The sequence below is a fragment of the Rhodoferax sp. genome (genome assembly GCF_044236835.1).
In the GTDB taxonomy this organism is placed as follows: Bacteria; Pseudomonadota; Gammaproteobacteria; order Burkholderiales; family Burkholderiaceae_C; genus Allorhodoferax.
The window spans coordinates 1-16,107 of sequence record NZ_JBIIGC010000016.1 but is presented as its reverse complement, the minus strand read 5'-3'; the positions used below and the strand labels follow the sequence as shown (position 1 = coordinate 16,107).

The 16,107-nt window shown below is 63.8% G+C and carries 20 protein-coding genes and 1 pseudogene; 5 read left to right on the top strand and 16 right to left on the bottom strand.

Annotated features, from left to right (window positions below; all coding sequences use genetic code 11):
* Nucleotide 1: 1 nt before the first annotated feature.
* Nucleotides 2–883, top strand: coding sequence for a DMT family transporter (locus ACILRC_RS11695; protein WP_395669552.1), 882 nt, complete (start codon nt 2–4; stop codon nt 881–883).
* Nucleotides 884–911: 28 nt separating this feature from the next.
* On the opposite strand, the gene ACILRC_RS11690 is transcribed toward ACILRC_RS11695, so the two are convergent.
* Nucleotides 912–1,964, bottom strand: a complete 1,053-nt coding sequence (locus ACILRC_RS11690) for a CDP-6-deoxy-delta-3,4-glucoseen reductase (RefSeq protein WP_395669551.1) — start codon at nt 1,962–1,964, stop codon at nt 912–914.
* Between the two features lie 43 nt (nt 1,965–2,007).
* Between ACILRC_RS11690 and ACILRC_RS11685 the strand changes: the two genes are divergently transcribed.
* Complete coding sequence (locus ACILRC_RS11685; RefSeq protein WP_395669550.1) at nt 2,008–2,919, top strand: SDR family oxidoreductase; 912 nt, start codon at nt 2,008–2,010, stop codon at nt 2,917–2,919.
* Here the strand turns inward: ACILRC_RS11685 and ACILRC_RS11680 are convergent.
* Entirely contained in the window at nt 2,889–3,614 is a 726-nt protein-coding gene (locus ACILRC_RS11680; protein WP_395669549.1) for a phosphatase PAP2 family protein, read from the bottom strand. The genes ACILRC_RS11685 and ACILRC_RS11680 overlap by 31 nt on opposite strands.
* A 67-nt stretch (nt 3,615–3,681) precedes the next feature.
* Here ACILRC_RS11680 and ACILRC_RS11675 point away from each other — a divergent pair, with 67 nt between their 5' ends.
* Nucleotides 3,682–4,629, top strand: coding sequence for an alpha/beta fold hydrolase (locus ACILRC_RS11675; RefSeq protein WP_395669548.1), 948 nt, complete (start codon nt 3,682–3,684; stop codon nt 4,627–4,629).
* On the opposite strand, the gene ACILRC_RS11670 is transcribed toward ACILRC_RS11675, so the two are convergent.
* The 5 genes and pseudogenes from ACILRC_RS11670 to ACILRC_RS11650 all read right to left on the bottom strand — a co-directional run bounded on the left by ACILRC_RS11670 (nt 4,613) and on the right by ACILRC_RS11650 (nt 7,974).
* The gene (locus tag ACILRC_RS11670; RefSeq protein ID WP_395669547.1) at nt 4,613–6,343 is read right to left on the bottom strand and encodes a SulP family inorganic anion transporter; all 1,731 of its coding nucleotides are present in this window, start codon (nt 6,341–6,343) and stop codon (nt 4,613–4,615) included. The genes ACILRC_RS11675 and ACILRC_RS11670 overlap by 17 nt on opposite strands.
* A 25-nt stretch (nt 6,344–6,368) precedes the next feature.
* Nucleotides 6,369–6,707: pseudogene (locus tag ACILRC_RS11665) on the bottom strand (TIGR01244 family sulfur transferase); the annotation flags it as partial.
* Nucleotides 6,708–6,743: 36 nt separating this feature from the next.
* Nucleotides 6,744–7,202: a DUF6691 family protein gene (locus ACILRC_RS11660; RefSeq protein ID WP_395669546.1), complete on the bottom strand. Its 459-nt coding sequence runs from the start codon at nt 7,200–7,202 to the stop codon at nt 6,744–6,746.
* Nucleotides 7,203–7,204: 2 nt separating this feature from the next.
* Nucleotides 7,205–7,651, bottom strand: a complete 447-nt coding sequence (locus ACILRC_RS11655; protein WP_395669545.1) for a YeeE/YedE family protein — start codon at nt 7,649–7,651, stop codon at nt 7,205–7,207.
* A complete protein-coding gene (locus ACILRC_RS11650; RefSeq protein ID WP_395669544.1) occupies nt 7,648–7,974 on the bottom strand; it encodes an ArsR/SmtB family transcription factor in 327 nt (108 codons plus the stop codon). Before ACILRC_RS11650 ends, ACILRC_RS11655 begins: the two co-directional genes overlap by 4 nt.
* Before the next feature lie 91 nt (nt 7,975–8,065).
* Between ACILRC_RS11650 and ACILRC_RS11645 the strand changes: the two genes are divergently transcribed.
* Nucleotides 8,066–8,941 carry an MBL fold metallo-hydrolase gene (locus ACILRC_RS11645; RefSeq protein ID WP_395669543.1) on the top strand — a complete coding sequence of 292 codons (876 nt, stop codon included), beginning with the start codon at nt 8,066–8,068 and terminating at the stop codon, nt 8,939–8,941.
* Between the two features lie 30 nt (nt 8,942–8,971).
* Nucleotides 8,972–9,319 carry a carboxymuconolactone decarboxylase family protein gene (locus ACILRC_RS11640; protein ID WP_395669542.1) on the top strand — a complete coding sequence of 116 codons (348 nt, stop codon included), beginning with the start codon at nt 8,972–8,974 and terminating at the stop codon, nt 9,317–9,319.
* Between the two features lie 3 nt (nt 9,320–9,322).
* Here the strand turns inward: ACILRC_RS11640 and ACILRC_RS11635 are convergent, their stop codons facing one another.
* The 9 genes from ACILRC_RS11635 to ACILRC_RS11595 all read right to left on the bottom strand — a co-directional run.
* The gene (locus ACILRC_RS11635) at nt 9,323–9,901 is read right to left on the bottom strand and encodes a phosphonate degradation HD-domain oxygenase (protein WP_395669541.1); all 579 of its coding nucleotides are present in this window, start codon (nt 9,899–9,901) and stop codon (nt 9,323–9,325) included.
* 22 nt (nt 9,902–9,923) lie between these two features.
* Nucleotides 9,924–10,730 carry a phosphonate ABC transporter, permease protein PhnE gene (gene phnE, locus ACILRC_RS11630; protein ID WP_395669540.1) on the bottom strand — a complete coding sequence of 269 codons (807 nt, stop codon included), beginning with the start codon at nt 10,728–10,730 and terminating at the stop codon, nt 9,924–9,926.
* Between the two features lie 25 nt (nt 10,731–10,755).
* Nucleotides 10,756–11,718, bottom strand: a complete 963-nt coding sequence (gene phnD / locus ACILRC_RS11625) for a phosphonate ABC transporter substrate-binding protein (RefSeq protein WP_395669539.1) — start codon at nt 11,716–11,718, stop codon at nt 10,756–10,758.
* Between the two features lie 33 nt (nt 11,719–11,751).
* Nucleotides 11,752–12,585: a phosphonate ABC transporter ATP-binding protein gene (phnC, locus tag ACILRC_RS11620; protein ID WP_395669538.1), complete on the bottom strand. Its 834-nt coding sequence runs from the start codon at nt 12,583–12,585 to the stop codon at nt 11,752–11,754.
* A 110-nt stretch (nt 12,586–12,695) separates the two neighbouring features.
* Nucleotides 12,696–13,853 carry an alpha-D-ribose 1-methylphosphonate 5-triphosphate diphosphatase gene (locus tag ACILRC_RS11615; RefSeq protein WP_395669537.1) on the bottom strand — a complete coding sequence of 386 codons (1,158 nt, stop codon included), beginning with the start codon at nt 13,851–13,853 and terminating at the stop codon, nt 12,696–12,698.
* Nucleotides 13,850–14,569: a phosphonate C-P lyase system protein PhnL gene (gene phnL / locus ACILRC_RS11610; protein WP_395669536.1), complete on the bottom strand. Its 720-nt coding sequence runs from the start codon at nt 14,567–14,569 to the stop codon at nt 13,850–13,852. Before phnL ends, ACILRC_RS11615 begins: the two co-directional genes overlap by 4 nt.
* Entirely contained in the window at nt 14,566–15,351 is a 786-nt protein-coding gene (gene phnK / locus ACILRC_RS11605) for a phosphonate C-P lyase system protein PhnK (RefSeq protein ID WP_395669535.1), read from the bottom strand. Before phnK ends, phnL begins: the two co-directional genes overlap by 4 nt.
* 1 nt (nt 15,352) lies before the next feature.
* A complete protein-coding gene (locus ACILRC_RS11600; protein WP_395669534.1) occupies nt 15,353–15,796 on the bottom strand; it encodes a GNAT family N-acetyltransferase in 444 nt (147 codons plus the stop codon).
* Nucleotides 15,793–16,107, bottom strand: a 315-nt coding sequence (locus tag ACILRC_RS11595) for an alpha-D-ribose 1-methylphosphonate 5-phosphate C-P-lyase PhnJ (RefSeq protein ID WP_395669533.1), incomplete at its 5' end; no start/stop codon positions are given. The genes ACILRC_RS11595 and ACILRC_RS11600, both read right to left, overlap by 4 nt.

Sequence of the window (16,107 nt, the reverse complement as noted above, 5' to 3'; positions counted from 1 at the left end):
CATGCAGCGCGCCCGCGGGCGCGCCAGCGTGCACCTGCTCTCCCTGCTGGCGCTGCTGCTCGTCACGGTGGTGTGGGGTGCCACCTTTCCGGTGCTCAAGGTGGCCACGGCCAGCCTCAGTGGCATCGAAGTTTCTGCACTGCGTTTTTGCATAGCCGCCTGCTGCATGCTGCCCTGGGTGCTGGGCGCGAGCCGGCAGGCTTGGCGCGATGGCGCGCTGCTGGGGGCGCTGGTGCTGTTGTCGTATGTGGCCCAGGCCTATGGGCTGCAGTACATCTCTAGCAACCGAAGCGCCTTTCTGACCAGCCTCAATGTGCTGATGGTGCCTATGTTTGGCTTGCTGTTTGGCAAGCGCATCGCGCTGCGTGTGTGGTTGGCCGCCACGCTGGCGTGTTGCGGCATCGCTCTCATGTCCTGGGACGGAGGTGGCCATTGGCTGGCAGACATTGCCACGGTGCTGGGTGCAGCGGGCTATGCGCTGTATGTCATTGTGCTGTCGCAGCGTGCCGCACTGCACCCGGCGCGCACCTTGGCGGCCACTCAAATCGTCTGGATGGCTGCGCTGGGCGCAGCCTGGATGCTGGCCGCCTCGGTAGGCACCGACCGCCTGCAAACACTGGGCGATCGCCTGAGCCTAGAGATCATTTTGGGGCTGGTTTACCTCGGTGTGGTGGCCACAGCCGGCATGTTGTTCCTGCAAGCCCTGGCACAGCGCCACGTGAGCGCCGACCAAGCCGCAGTCATCTACGCGATGGAGCCGGTGTTTGCCGCGCTCTTTGCATGGTGGTGGCTCGCGGAAGGACTCAGCGCCCAAGCCGCGCTGGGCGGCGCCTTGGTGGTGTTTGCCGTGGTGCTCAGTGAAGTGAAAGTGCGCGGCCGCTGAGCCAAAGGGTCGCTGGCGCGGCGCCGATTCAGGCTAGTGCTTTGTCGGCCTCGGAGGTGAACGCATCGGCGAAGAATGCATCTTCGGGCAGGCCCGCCAGTGCACCAAAGTCGCGCCGCGCTGCATCCACCATCACTGGCGTGCCGCAGGCGTACACCTGCATGTGGCGCAGGTCCGGGTGGTCGGCCAGTACCGCCTGGTGCACCCAGCCGGTGCGACCGGTCCACTGGTCTTGCGCCAGCGCGTCAGAGACCACCGGCACATAGCGCAGCCACGGCGTGCTGGCCAGTTGGGCCTGCACCCAATCGTCCATGTACAGGTCGGCGGGACGCCGACCGCCCCAGTACAGCACGGTGGGTCGGCTGATGCCTTGGTCTTGCATGTGCTCGATCAGGGCTTTGATGGGCGCAAACCCGGTGCCCGAGGCCAACAGCACGATGGGTGTGTCAGCGGCCTCGCGCAGGTAGAAGGAACCAAACGGGCCTTCGATGCGCAAAATCTCTTTTTCTTTCATGGAGCCAAACACATGATCGGTGAACCGGCCACCAGGCATGTGGCGGATGTGCAGCTCCAGCGTGCCACCGCGCGAGGGTGCGCTGGCCATGGAGTAGCTGCGCCGCGCACCGTCGCGCAGGATGAATTCGATGTACTGGCCGGCGTAGTAGGTGAAGGGGTCGTTGGCCGGCATCTGCAGTTGAATGACCACCACATCGGGCGACTTTTTCGTGATGGACTGCACCCGCGTGGGCAGGCGCTTGATGGGCAGGGCACCGGCCTGCGTCACCTGGCGCGACTCCAGCACCACATCGCTGGTGGGCACCGCGCAGCATGTCAGCACGAAGCCGTCTTGGGCCTCTTGCGCACTCAAGGCTTTGGGCTGGTGCGCTCCGTGCACCACGGTGCCCGAGAGCATCTTGCATTTGCACGAGCCGCAGGCCCCATCCTTGCAGCCGTAGGGGAGGCCAATGCCTTGGCGAATGCCGGCGGGCAAGATGGCCTCGTCGTGCTGGACCGAGAACGTGCGCTCGCTGGGCAGCACCGTGACCGAGTAAGAGGTTGCACTTGCACCGGAGGCCATCATGGGGTGGTTATCCTTGGGGACTGAACTCAAAAGGGATACGATTTTGCCCGCAAACCAAAGCCCACTGGGCGCGCTGCCCGCCCGCTTTCGCCGCCCCCGTGTACTGATCGTGGGCTGCGGCGACGTGGGCTTGCGTGTGGCCGGTCAGGTGCCCAGCCGGGTGCGTGTGCTGGCGTTGACATCCAGCCCCCAGCGCGGGCCAGCGTTGCGTTCGCTCGGCATGTTGCCCTTGCTGGGCGATCTGGATCGGGCCCGCACCCTGGGCCGCTTGGCGGGTATTGCCACGCACGTGCTGCACCTCGCACCGCCGCCCGTGGAGGGCTGGACCGACGGCCGCACCACGGCCCTGTTGCGCGCCTTGCGCAGGCGCAGCCTGCCCCAGGCGCTGGTGTATGGCTCCACCAGCGGCGTGTACGGTGACTGCGGCGGCGCTTGGGTGGACGAAACCCGCGCTGTGCAACCGACCACGCCGCGCGCGCAGCGGCGGGTAGACGCCGAGCGCAGCCTGCGGTTTTTTGGGCGCTCCAGCGGTGTGCGGACCTCGGTGCTGCGCATTCCCGGCATTTACGCCAGCGACCGCGAGGGGGGCACGCCCCGAGAGCGGCTGCGCAAGGGCACGCCGGTGCTGGCAGCCCAAGACGATGTCTACACCAACCACATCCACGCCGACGACCTGGCACGCGCGTGTATTGCCGTTTTGTGGCGCGGCCGGCCCCAGCGGACCTACAACGCCAGCGACGACACCGACCTGAAAATGGGTGACTACTTTGACTTGGCCGCCGACCTGTACCAGCTCCCCAGGCCGCCCCGTGTGCGCCGCGAGGACGCGGCGGCGCATGTCTCGCTGATGGTGCTGAGTTTCATGAGCGAATCACGCCGTCTGGACAACACCCGCCTCAAGGACGAGCTGCGACTGCGGCTTCGCTACCCCACGGTGCGCGAAGGTCTGGCGTAGGCCCACAGCAAGGCCTTCCACACCAGCCAGCTTGTGAGCAGCGTGATGGGAAAGGCCCACAGCACATCACTGAGCCAATGCGCCTTGTCCGACATGCGCGCAAACGCAATCGCCAGCCCGGCGCCGGTGCCGGCCACCGCCCACGCCATCTGCCGTCTGCGGTGCACCAAAGCCAAGGATGCCAAGAACACGCCGCAGGCCACATGGCCGCTCACGAAGGAGCAATTGTTGTCGCATTGGTTGGTGATGATGGTGGCACGGGTGAACTGCTGGGTGCCCCCAAAGTCTTGCACTTGGTAGGGCCGGGCGCGCTGCCAGTGGTCCTTGAACACCAGGTTGACCACCAGCCCCGGCCCCGCCACACCGGCCAGCACTACAAAGGCCAACGGCAGCCGCCAGCGTGCGCGCTGCGCACGCAGTCGGGCCCACAACCAGCCTAGCAAGGCCAGGCCGAGTGCCACCCGGAAGGTAAACGGAACCCACACATTGAGGGCTTCCACCCAGGCCCATTGCAAGGAGGCGATGGCTGGTGTGTCGCCCATGAACAGGGCGGCGGCGGCCAGGTCCAGATCGGTCCACACCGTGGGCACCAGCGCCAGCAGTGCAAATGCCAGCACCAGTGCCCAAAAAACCGGTGGCGTGGTCGTCGTGTGCGCGGCGGCACTGGCGGGTAAGGACGGGGTGGCAGGCTTCATAGTGGCAGCGGTGGGGCCGTATGCTAACCCGCACGACCCCTGCCGATGGCGGTACATTCGAGCCACTATGGTCTACCTCTTGCTCTGTGTGGTCGCGCTGCCGTTAGTGGCCGCGACGCTGCTCAACTACCTGGCGCCGCTGCGCGCATTTGCCTGGCTGCGCGATCTGGGTCGGCGTGCTGCCGGCTTGCGGCTGCAGCGCATTGAGGTGCGAGGTCAGGTGTTTCCGTACCTGGAAGGGGGCAGCGGAGCGCCGCTGGTGCTGGTGCATGGCTTTACCGCCAACAAAGACGCCTTCACCGCCGTGGGGCGCTATCTCACGCCGCACTATCGCGTCATCGTGCCAGACCTGCCCGGCTTTGGCGACTCCAGCCGCGACCCGGGCGCTGACTACGGCTACGAGGCGCAGGTGGCGCAGCTGCATGCGTTTGTGGGGGCGCTGGGCCTGACGCGCTTTCACTTGGGTGGCAACTCCATGGGCGGTGGCATTGCGGCTTTGTATGCGGCCTTGCACCCGCAGGCGGTGGCCAGCCTGTGGCTGCTCGATGCGGCTGCCACTCAGGAGGTGACCCAATCGGCGCTCTATCAAGATTTTTTGGTCACCGGCAAGTTTTCGCTGTTGACTGAGACGCCGCAAGACCATCCACAAAAAATGGCACTGGTCTTCGGCAAGATGCCCTTCATCCCCTGGGCGGTGCACCACGCCCTGGGTGTGCAGGCGGCAGCCGACTACCCTTTGCACCAGCAGATTTTTCATGCGATTCGTGGTGCCACGCCCTTGGAGCAGCGAGTCGAACGCTTGGAGACGCCTGCGCTCATCGTCACCGGCACGCTGGACCGAGTGGTGCCCCCGGCGGCGGTGGAGACGCTGGCCAAGGTTTTCGTGAACCACCGCATCGTCAGCATGCCAGGAGTGGGCCACATTCCTATGGTCGAAGCACCCAAGCAGACCGCGCAGGACTACTTGGCGTTTGCCGCCGAGCAGCCCGACAGCATTGCTATTGAGCGACGTTAGGGGTGAGCGTGCGCACTGCCTGAAACTGGGTCAGAAACACCTGACCGCTCAGGCTTTCCAAAAAATGGGTTTTCTTGAGCCGGTCCATCACCGGCCCTTTGACTTCGCTCAGGTGCAGCGCAATGCCGGCATCGCGCAGCCGCTTCTCAATGGCTTCCAGGCTCTCTAGCGCGCTTGCGTCGATGTCGTTGATGCCTGAGCACTGCAGCACCAGATGCACCAGCTCGGGGTGCTCGGCCACCGCGTCGTTGACCCGGTCTTCGAGTGCGCGGGCGTTGGCAAAGTACAGGCTCTCATCCATGCGCAAGGTCACCAGTTGGGGGCTGGTCTGCACTGCGTGGCGCAGCACATTGCGAAAGTGTTCGGTGCCAGGCACCAAGCCCACTTCGGCGATGTGCGGTCGACTGGTGCGGTACAAAAACAGCGCCAGCGACACGCCCACGCCCACCACCAAGCCCAGCTCGACGCCCGCCGCCAGCGTGGCCAGCAAGGTGGAGAGCACGGCCACAAAGTCGGTGCGCGAGTAGGCCCAGGTTCTGCGCAGAATGCCCAGGTCCACCAGGGACAGCACGGCCACGATGATGGTGGCCGACAGCGTAGCCTGTGGCAGGTAGTACAGCGCAGGGGTGAGCAGCAGCGAGGCCAGCAGCAGACCCACTGCGGTGAACACACCCGCGGCCGGCGTTTGCGCACCTGCATCGAAATTGACCACGGAGCGCGCGAAGCCGCCGGTCACCGGAAAGCCGCCGGTCAGCGCTGCCGACACATTGCTCGCTCCCAGCGCCACCAGCTCCTGGTCCGGCTCGATGCGCTGGCGCCGCTTGGCAGCCAGGGTTTGCCCCACGGACACCGATTCGACAAAGCCCACCACGCTGATCAGCAAGGCCGGCAGCGCCAAGTCTTTCCACAGGGCGAGGTCCCACAGCGGCAGCGTCAGTGGTGGCAGGCCCTGGGGCACTGTGCCGACAATCTTGAGTCCCTGTGCATTCCACCCCAAGGCCCAGGTCGCCACGGCAGTGACCACGATGGCCGCCACCGGCCCGGCCTTGGCGATCATGTCCGCTGCGGTGGCACCCAGTCCCCATCCCTGGAGAAGAGGCTTGAGTCCCTTGCGCACCCAAAACAGGAAGGCGGTGGCGGCCACGCCCAGCGCCAGGGTCAGCGCATGGATGTTGGGGATCTGCGCTACCAGCGCGCCCACCAGCTCCACAAAGTTGTGGCCCTCGGCCTGCACGCCCATCAGCGCCTTGAGCTGGCTGGCCGCAATCAGCAGCCCCGAGGCCGAGATGAACCCGGAGATCACCGGGTGGCTTAAAAAGTTGGCCAAAAAACCCAGCCGCAAGAATCCCATGAGCAGCAACATCGCACCCGAGATGAACGCCAGCGTGATGGCAATGGCCCAGTAGCTGTGCACACCCAAAGCGGCCTGTTCGCCAATGGCCGCCGCCGTCATCAGCGACACCACCGCCACCGGCCCCACAGCCAGCACCCGGCTGGTGCCCAGCACCGCGTAAAGCACCAGCGGCGCCACGCTGGCGTACAAGCCCACCTCGGGCGGCAGTCCGGCCAACATCGCATAGGCCAGGCTCTGGGGAATCAGCATGACGGTGACGATCAGCGCCGCCACTAGATCGTTGGCCAGCGTGGCGCGGTTGTACTGGCGCGCCCAGGTCCACATGGGCACGGTAGGCAGCCAGCGACTTGCACCTTGCATAGGGCGTCTCTTCGCTTCAGGGATGGGGTGTGTGACTGGCGCTGGACAGCCGCCACAGCGTGGTGCAGCGCATACCCGAGCGGCAGTAGGCGAACACGGGCTTGGGTAGCTCGTCCAAAAGTTGACCAAAGGCGCTGCCCTGTGCGTCGGTCACCTTGCCCGTCTCGACCGGAAGGTAGCGGACCTCAAGCCCCGCTTGCTGCGCGGCCTGGGCGATTTCTGCAAAGCCAGGTTGGTCGGCGCCCTCGCCGTCGGGCCGGTTGCAGATCACCGATTTGAAGCCCGCGTTGGCAATGGCGGGGATGTCGCTGGCACGGATTTGACCGGCAACCGACAGGGTGGGTGTGAGCGCTTGAATTTCCATGGCGATGTCTGCGTTCGTGATTCGTTTTGTGAGTGATTAAAGCGTTGGGGCGGGTGGTGCGCGGCGGACTTGGGGTGGCTTGTTCCAGTGCCGCATCAGCAGCTCAAACAGCACCATGCCCAGCACCATCGCCACCACAAACACCGCCGCTTTGGCCTGCCCCGATGCCAAGGAAACCAGCGCCGGACCCGGGCAAAAACCCGCCAAGCCCCAGCCCGCGCCAAACAGCAGCGAGCCCACGATCAAGCGGCGATCGATTTGGTTGGATGTGGGCAGGTGCAAAGCGCCGCCCAGCACGGCGGTGGTGCGCTTCTTGGCCACGGCAAAGGCAAAAACCCCCACCGCAATGGCGCCGCCCATCACGAAGGCCAGCGACGGGTCCCAGGTGCCAAACAGGTCCAGAAAACCCAGCACCTTGCCGGGGTCGGTCATGCCCGAAAGGATCAGGCCCAGGCCGAACACGAGTCCGACCACAAATTCACTGATGCGTTGCATGCTTAAGCTCCCACAAAAATATGGCGTGCAATGAACACCACCAGAAAACCGGCGGCCATAAAACTCACCGTGGCCACCATGGATCGCGGCGACAAGCGCGACAAGCCGCACACGCCGTGGCCACTGGTGCAGCCCGATCCGTAACGGGTGCCAAAACCCACCAAGAGGCCAGCCACCACAATCAGCGCGTAACCGGCATCGATGCGGGGCGCTTGCACCATGCCCGCGGGTGCCAGCCACAGGAACACCAGCGGGGCTGCGGCGATGCCGGCCAGGAACGCGATGCGCCAACCCAAGTCGCCCGAACGGGGTTGCAGCAATCCGCCCACGATGCCGCTGATACCCAGAATGCGCCCGTTCAACAGAATGAACATTGCCGAAGCGATGCCCAGAAGCATGCCGCCGGACAGTGACATCCAAGGGGTGAAGTTTTGCCAATCGATCGTCATGCTTGCTCCTGGTTGGGTTCACAAAATTGTTGGTACATCACCTGGATCACAGCCAGAGCCTGCGGGCTGCTCAGGCTGTAGTAGATGTTCTTGCCGTCGCGTCGGGTGCTCACCAGCGCCTCGTCGCGCAGCACAGTGAGCTGCTGCGACAGGGTGGGCTGGGTGATGCCCAGAATCTCTTCGAGCTCGCCGACCCGCTTTTCGCCCTGGCTGAGCTGGCACAGCAGCAACAGCCGGTCGGGGTTGGCCAGCACTTTGAGCAAGCGGCAGGCCCTGCCAGCGGCCTGTTGCATGGCGGTGAGTTCAAGTTCCGCAGTGTTCATGGAGGAGGCTTGGGAGTGAAAGTTGCGTGATTCTATTTACAAACATATTGTTAGTCAATAGAATATAAAAATCTTAATTAAAGGAGTGACCATGCAAGCCAACAGCACCCAGCCCCAAGTCCACGGCATCTTCGACCCGGCGACCTGGACCGTCACCTATGTGGTCCACCAGGGCCCCGGCAGTGCCTGCGCCATCATCGACTCGGTGCTGGACTACGACCCCAAGTCCGGACGCACCCAGCACACCTCGGCCGACAAGGTCATCGACTACGTTGGGGCCAACCAACTCAAAACAGAGTGGATTTTGGAGACCCACGCCCACGCCGACCACCTGAGCGCAGCGCCCTACCTGCAATCCAAGCTCGGCGGCAGGACGGCGATTGGCGACCACATCACTGCTGTGCAAAAAGTGTTCAAGGGCATCTTCAACCTCGAGCCCGAGTTCAAACTCGACGGCTCCCAGTTCAACCACCTGATTCAGCCCGGAGAAACCATCTCAGTGGGCGCGCTAGAAGGCCAGGCGCATTACGTGCCCGGCCACACGCCCGCGTGCATGGCCTACCAGTTTGGTGATGCGGTGTTTGTGGGCGATACCCTGTTCATGCCGGATGTGGGCACGGCGCGCTGCGACTTTCCAGGTGGCGACGCCAAAACGCTGTACGCCTCGGTGCGCAAGCTGCTGAGCCTGCCCGAGAGCACCCGCTTGTTCATGTGCCACGACTACCCGCCAGCCGGGCGTCCCGTGCAGTTCGAGACGACGGTGGCCGAGCAGCGCGCCAACAACATCCACGTGCACGATGGCGTTACCGAGGCCGAGTTTGTGGCCATGCGCACCAAGCGCGACGCCACCCTGGAGATGCCGGTGCTGATCTTGCCTGCCGTGCAGATCAACATCCGCGCCGGTGAGTTGCCCCCCAAAGAGGACAACGGCATCGCCTACGCCAAGATTCCACTCAACGTGCTGTAAGTATCTGCAGCACCAACCAGGAGCACCACCATGAGCACATTCGACCACCCCACCTTGGTACAGAACCTCAACGAGAGCTTGGTAGGCCTGCGCAAGTCGCAGCCCGACACCATGCAAGCCTTCACCGGCCTGGCGCGCGCCGCCATGGCTGAGGGCAGCGTCAGCGCCAAGCACAAAGAGCTGATGGCGCTGGCCATTGGCATCACCCAGCATTGCTCGGGCTGCATCGGCTTCCATGTGAAAGCCCTGCACAAGTTGCAATGCACCCGCGAAGAGTTTGAGGAGATGCTGGGCGTATGCGTCTACATGGGCGGCGGACCTGCGCTGATGTACGCCGCCGAAGCGCGCAAAGCTTGGGAGACGATGGCGCCGGTGTAAGACTTAGGCTTCTGTCCGACCCGAGGCGAACTCGGTGGCAACCGTGCGCAACAGCCCGGCGTAGTGGGCCAGGTCGGGCGTGACCGCCGCGGGCACCTTGGCCAGGTCGTCATAGCGGCGCAGTCGCACTGCCTCGGCTGCGTGCGGCAGTGCGAGAAATGCATCGGCCTGTGCCTCCGAGAACGGTCCGCCCTGCAACGCCAAGCTGCGCTGGGATGCGGGGGACAGCTGCGGTCCGTAGCTTGGCTCGGTGGCCACCAGGTAGCGTTTGGCATCCACATGCATTGCAATGGGGGCCAAAACAGATTCGGGCAAGGTGGCGCGCAAAAAGGGCAGGGCCACGAACTGGTGCAAATCGTCCTTGTCGTTGGGTGCATCGCCTTGTGCGTGCTGCTGCGCGGCCAGCAGGTGGCCGATGTCGTGCAAGAGCGCAGCCAGCACCACCGCATCGCTCTCTCCGGCCCGCTCGGCAAGATGGGCGCATTGCAATGCGTGCTCCATTTGGCTCACCGCCTCACCGCCGTACTGTTGGGCCGCGTACTGCTGGTACAGGGCCAAGATGTCTTCGCTGTTCAGTGCCATACCCATCCCTTACATCAATCTCTTACACCAGTGCCTTGCGGATGCGGGCCGAGCCCACATCGATCAGGCTGACGCTGACCACAATGATGAGCATCACCGCGCAGGTTTCTGCGTACTGAAAGCCGCGGATGATTTCCCACAAAACGACGCCAATGCCGCCAGCGCCCACCATGCCGACCACCGAGGCCGAGCGCACATTGCTCTCAAAGCGGTACAGCGCAAACGAAATCCACAGTGGCATCACTTGGGGAATCACGCCATACACGATCTCGTGCAGCGCCGACGCACCGGTAGAACGAATGCCTTCCACCGGCTGCGGATCGATCGCCTCTACCGCCTCGGAGAAGAGCTTTGCCAGCACGCCGGTGGTGTGAACCCAAAGGGCCAGCACGCCGGCAAACGGCCCCAAGCCCACCGCCACGACAAACAACATCGCAAACACCATTTCGTTGATGGCACGGGTGGCGTCCATCAGGCGCCGCGTAGGCTGGTAGATCCACCAGGGCACCAGGTTGGCTGACGCCATCAGTGCCATCGGAACCGCCGTCACCACTGCCAGCGCAGTGCCCCAGACAGCGATTTGCAGGGTGATGACCATTTCACTCACGTACATGCGCCACTGAGAGAAGTTGGGCGGAAAGAACTCGGCGGCATACGTAGCCATGTTGCCGGAGTCGCGCCACAGGTCCAGGGGGCGCATATCCGCGCCCTTCCAGGACGCAGCCAGCAAGATGAGCACCCCACACCAGCCCAGGTACCACGCCAAGCTGCGCTTGAGCTCGGGTGGTGGCGTAACCACAAGAAAAGGCGAATTGGTGGTGGTGCTCATGGTGGGCGTGCTCAGGCTGCGGGGCTTAGTTCAGTGCAGCCAGCTTGGCGTCAATCTCGGCCAGGCGTGCTTTCTTGTCGGCCTCAGACAAGACGGTGTCGCCCTCGGTCTTGTTGCGCAGGCTGAACAGATCGAGCTGACGGATGGGCACCAACTGGCGATTGGTGGACTCTTTAAAGCCCGACAACTTGCCAATCTTCATCAGCACTTCCTTTTCCTTGGCATCGGTCTTGCCATAGTTATAGAAAAAGTTCTTGATCTTGGCCTTTTGTGCCTCTGGCATGTCTTTGCGGATGACCATCGGGTCCAGCGGGATCAGCGGCGACGTCCACACCACCTTGATGCTCTTGAACTTGTCGGGGTAACGCTGCTGGATTTTTTCCAGGTTCTCGCTGTTGTTGGTGGCTACATCCACTTGCTTGTTGGCAACCGCCAGGGCATTGGTTTCGTGGTTGGCGCTGCGTGTAACTTTGAAGTGCGTCTTGGCGTCGATCTTGTTCTTGGAAAACACATAAAAGCCCGGCACCAGGAAGCCCGAGGTGGAATTGGGGTCGCCGTTGCCGAAGCTCAGGTTCTTGCCGTTTTTGAGAACGTCGTCCAGGCTGTTGAGGCCGCTGTCGGTGTTCACGATCAGGTGCGAGTAGTAGCCTTGTGTGCCATCGGCATTGACCATCTGCGCAAACACTTCGCCACTGGCCCGGTCCACTGCCTCAGCCGCGGCCTTGTTGCCAAACCAGGCGACTTGCACCTTGTTAAAGCGCATGCCTTCGATGATGCCGGCGTAATCGGGTGCGAAGAAGGCGGTCACGTTCATGCCGGTTTGTTTCTTCATGTCGGCAATCAAGGGCTCCCAGTCTTGCTTGAGGTTTTGCGTCGCCTCGGTCGATATGATGCCGAGGTTGATGTCTTGGGCCAGCACGCTGGTGCCGGTCATGCCCAGCGCCAGTGCAGCGGCGGACGTGGCCATGAATTTGCTTAAGTCAAACATAGGTTCTCCTGAGGTTAAAGGTCGGGGTGGATTTCAAGCGGCGTTGGCCAATGGCCACGCAGCGACGCGTTGGCTGCTGGCAGCCGCATCGGCAAAAATTTCATCGACATGCACGCCGTAGAGTTCGCGCAAAAGGGCTGGCGTGAGGGTGTCGGCGGGGCCGTCAAACACGACCTGGCCTTGGTTCAAGGCGACTACGCGCGGGCAGTACTTCAGCGCCATCTCGACTTGGTGCAAGGACACGATCACGGTGCAGCCGTCTTCGCGGTTGATGCGGGAAAGAATTTCCATCACTTTGCGCGAAGACTCAGGGTCCAGCGAGGCGATGGGCTCGTCGGCCAACACCACCTCGGCGCCTTGCACCAACGCACGGGCGATGGCGGCGCGCTGTTGCTGGCCACCCGAGAGGGTCGATGCGCGTTGGCTAAAGCACTCTGCAATGCCAACCCGCTGCAGCGCTTCAAACGCCCGTGCTCGCTCGCTTGCGTTGAACACCTGGAACAGGCTGCGCCACCACGGCATGCGGTGCAGCAGTCCGACCAGCACATTGACCGACACCGGCAGCCGGTCCACCAGGTTGAACTGCTGGAACACGAAGCCAATCTTGGTGCGGACTTGGCGGATGTTGCTGTGCACGCGGCCTCTCTTTTGCACGCACTGACCACTGATCTCGATCAGCGACTCAGTGTTTGCATCGGCAGCAATCAGTCCTGCCATGTGTCGCATCAGCGTGGACTTGCCTGAACCCGACGCACCGATGAGTGCCACCATTTCCCCCTTGGCGACTGTCAGCGAGATGTCTTTGAGCGCGTGCTTGCCATTGGCAAAGTGCTTGTTGAGCGCGTGAACACGAAGGGCGGTTTCCATCTGGGTCTCGCAATTTGTCTAGACATCTTCAGTATCTGGAGACGCAGTGACGGTTTGATGAAGCTTCAAGGAAGCTTGCATGACACGGTGCTGTTCGCAGCACGCGGCGCTTACAGCACGCGCCGGCCTTCGCGCCACACCCCACGCACCACGGGGTGGTGTTGGCCATGGGCCACTTGCACCATGCGCACCTGAACCAGGTCGGCGCGCAGGCCTGGCTGCAGTGCGCCTCGGTCAGCCAAACCGGTGGCCAATGCGGGTGTGCGGCTCACGGTGGCAATGGCCTGCGGCAGCGCCATCAGGCCGTCATCCACCAAGCGCATCGCGCCACTGAGCATGCTGCCTGGCACATAGTCGGACGACAGGATATCGAGCAAGCCCAGCCGGGCCAGCTCGGCGGCAGCCACATTGCCAGAGTGCGAGCCGCCGCGCACCACGTTGGGCCCGCCCATCACGGTGCGCAGCCCCAGTGTGCGCGCCATGGTGGCTGCGGCCACGGTGGTCGGGAACTCGGACATGCTGGCGCCTTCGGCATGCGCCTGCCGGACATGGTCGACGGTCGTGTCGTCGTGGCTGGCCAGGGCAATGCCGTGCTCCTTGCAGAAGGCCACAAAGTACGCGCGGTGGGGCTGCGCATACTGCAATTGAAGTTGCGTTGCCCGCGCCACCTGCTCTTGGAACTTTTGCTCGCTCCAGCCCTTCTTGCCAAGGAAGTAGATGCGGGCATGGTTGATGTCTTCCCATTGCCGCTGGCCTGGCGTGTGGTCCATCAAAGACACCAGCGACAGGCGAGGGTGCCCCATAAATGGCGCGAATAAGTCGATGGTGTTGGGTGCTGGCAGCTCACAGCGCACATGCAGGTGGTGGTCCGCACGTAGCATGCCCTGCGCCTGGCAGGCGTCCAAAGTGCGCAGCACGCTGTCCCAGGTGCTGCCGCGCAGGCTCTCGGTGTCGGCCTCGCCCACACCCAGTGCGTCGAACACGGTGGTGATGCCCGCAGCGGCGACTTCGGCGTCGTGGGCCAGCAGTGCGGGCAGCTCGGCCCAGTGCACTTTGGGCCGTGGCATCAGGTGGCGCTCGAAGTTGTCGGTGTGCATTTCCACCAAGCCGGGCAGCAGGTAGTCGCCTTCCAAATCGATGGCGCCGGGCACGGTGCTGCGTCCGGGTTGCACCTCGGCGATGTGACCGCCCTGCACCCGCAGGCTGCCGGCCAGGACGGCATCGGGTAAGACCAAGTGGGCGTGGGTGAATAGCTGTTCGGTGCTCATGCGGTCTCCGTTCGGAACTGGGTGACGTCGATGCGCCGGGTGGCGACCGCCTGGCCTACGTCGGCATCGTGAAAGATTCCCACGATGGCGGCGCCGCGCGCCAGTGCTTCGTGGATCAGGGCAATCACGGTCTGGGTGTTGGCCGCGTCCAGCGAGGCGGTGGGCTCGTCGAGCAAGAGCAGCGGGCGCGGTTTGATCATGTTGCAGGCGATGTTGATGCGCTGCTGCTCACCACCCGAAAAGGTGGCTGGCGGCAGGGCCCACAGGCGCTCAGGGATGCGCAGCCGTGCCAGCCAGCGGCCGGCTTCTTGTTGCGCCTGCGCGATGGCCTGTGGGTTGTTGTGCGCCGGGTCGTACAGCGATTGCGCCACCACATCGATCGCTGCCACACGCGGGATGACGCGCAAAAACTGGCTCACGTAGCCGATGGTGGTGTGGCGCAGTTGCACCAGCTCGCGCGGTGTTGCGGTGGCGACGTCGGTCACCGTGCCGTCCGCTGCCTGCACGGTGATGCTGCCCGCGCTGGTGCGGTAGTTGGCATAGACCATTTTGAGCAGGGTGCTTTTGCCCATGCCGGAGGGGCCATCGAGCACCACGCATTCGCCGGGGCGCACACAAAAGCTGGCGTTGGACACCACGGGAAGCTCGGTGCCGGATTGGTGGTGCAGTGTGAAGCGCTTGGCCACGCCGCGCAGTTCGAGCAAAGGTGGGTTCATGGTTGCAGTACCGAAGACACCAGCAGCTGGGTGTAGGGGTGTTGGGGGTCGTCTAGCAGTTGGTCGGTCAGGCCCGCCTCCACCACCTGGCCGCCTTGCATCACCAGCATGCGGTGGGCCAGCAGCCGGGCCACTGCGAGGTCGTGCGTCACGATCACCGCGCACAGCTGCATGCTGTGGGTGAGCCGGCGCAGCAGGTCCAGCAAGCGCGCCTGCACCGACACGTCCAACCCGGAGGTGGGTTCGTCCATGAACACGAGTCGCGGGCTGGTGACCAGGTTACGGGCGATCTGCAGCCGCTGGCGCATGCCACCGGAGAAGGTGCGTGGCGCGTCGTCGATGCGTGCGGTGTCGATTTCCACCCGGTCCAGCCATTGCGCCGCAGTCTGGCGCAAGTGAGCGTAGTTGCGCGCGCCCAGTCCCATCAGCCGCTCGGCCACATTGGCGCCGGCAGACACGTCCATGCGCAATCCGTCAGCGGGGTTCTGGTGCACAAAACCCCAATCGGTGCGGGCCAAGAGGCGCTGCTGCGCCTGCGTCATCAGGAACACCTCTTGCAGGCCGTGGTCTTGGGTGCGGTACTGCACGCTGCCCGCGTCGGGCTTGTCGCGTGCCGAGATAGCGTTGAGCAGGGTGGACTTGCCCGAGCCCGACTCGCCCACCACCGCCAGCACCTCGCCTGGCCACAAATCGAACGACACCTCGCGCAGCGCCACCCGGCTGCCGTAGCGTTTGCTAATGCCGCGCACCTGCAGCAGGGGAAGGGATGCGTCGCTTGCCATGTCAGAGCTCCATCACAAAACTGACGCCGTGCGGCACAAAGCCCAGCGATGCATAAAACCGGTGGGCATCTACGCGTTTTTTGTTCGACGACAGCGCCAGCTTGTAGCAGCCGGCCTCGCGGGCCTGTGCTGCGGCGTGCTCCATCATCTGCCGCCCGATGCCCTGGCCCTGAACCTCTTGGGCCACCACCACATCCTCGGCGATGGCCGAGGGCGTGCCAAGGTGCCCGAGGTTGTGCATCACCAAGAGGGCGTAGCTGCCCACCACCAGTCCGTCCGCCAGCGCGACAAACAGGCGGTAGTTGGGGTACTTCGCAAACTGGGCGAAAAGGGCCTTTGCTTCCTCCAGCGCAAGAACTTCTCCGTTGTCCATGCTGGGCTGCGCATACAGGGCCAGCACCGCTGCGATGTCCTCAGTGTCGGCTTGGCGTATTTCCACTTTCATGGTGCGATCCCTTCTTCACCGATGCCAAGCGCCGGGGCTTGGGCTTGGCGCGAGGCGCAGTAGTCGGAGTCGGAGCAGGTGTGCATCCGGGTTCCGGCATCGTCAGTGATCACTTCGTCCAGAAAGCTGTCGGTGGCGCCGCACAGGGCGCAGGCGGCGTCCCAGCGCTGCACTTCAAACGGATGATCTTCAAAGCCCAAGCTCTCCACGGCGGTGTAGGGCGGCACCGCGTAGATTCGCTTCTCGCGTCCGGCGCCAAAGAGCTGCAGCGCGGGGTTCATGTGCATTTTGGGGTTGTCAAATTTCGGAAT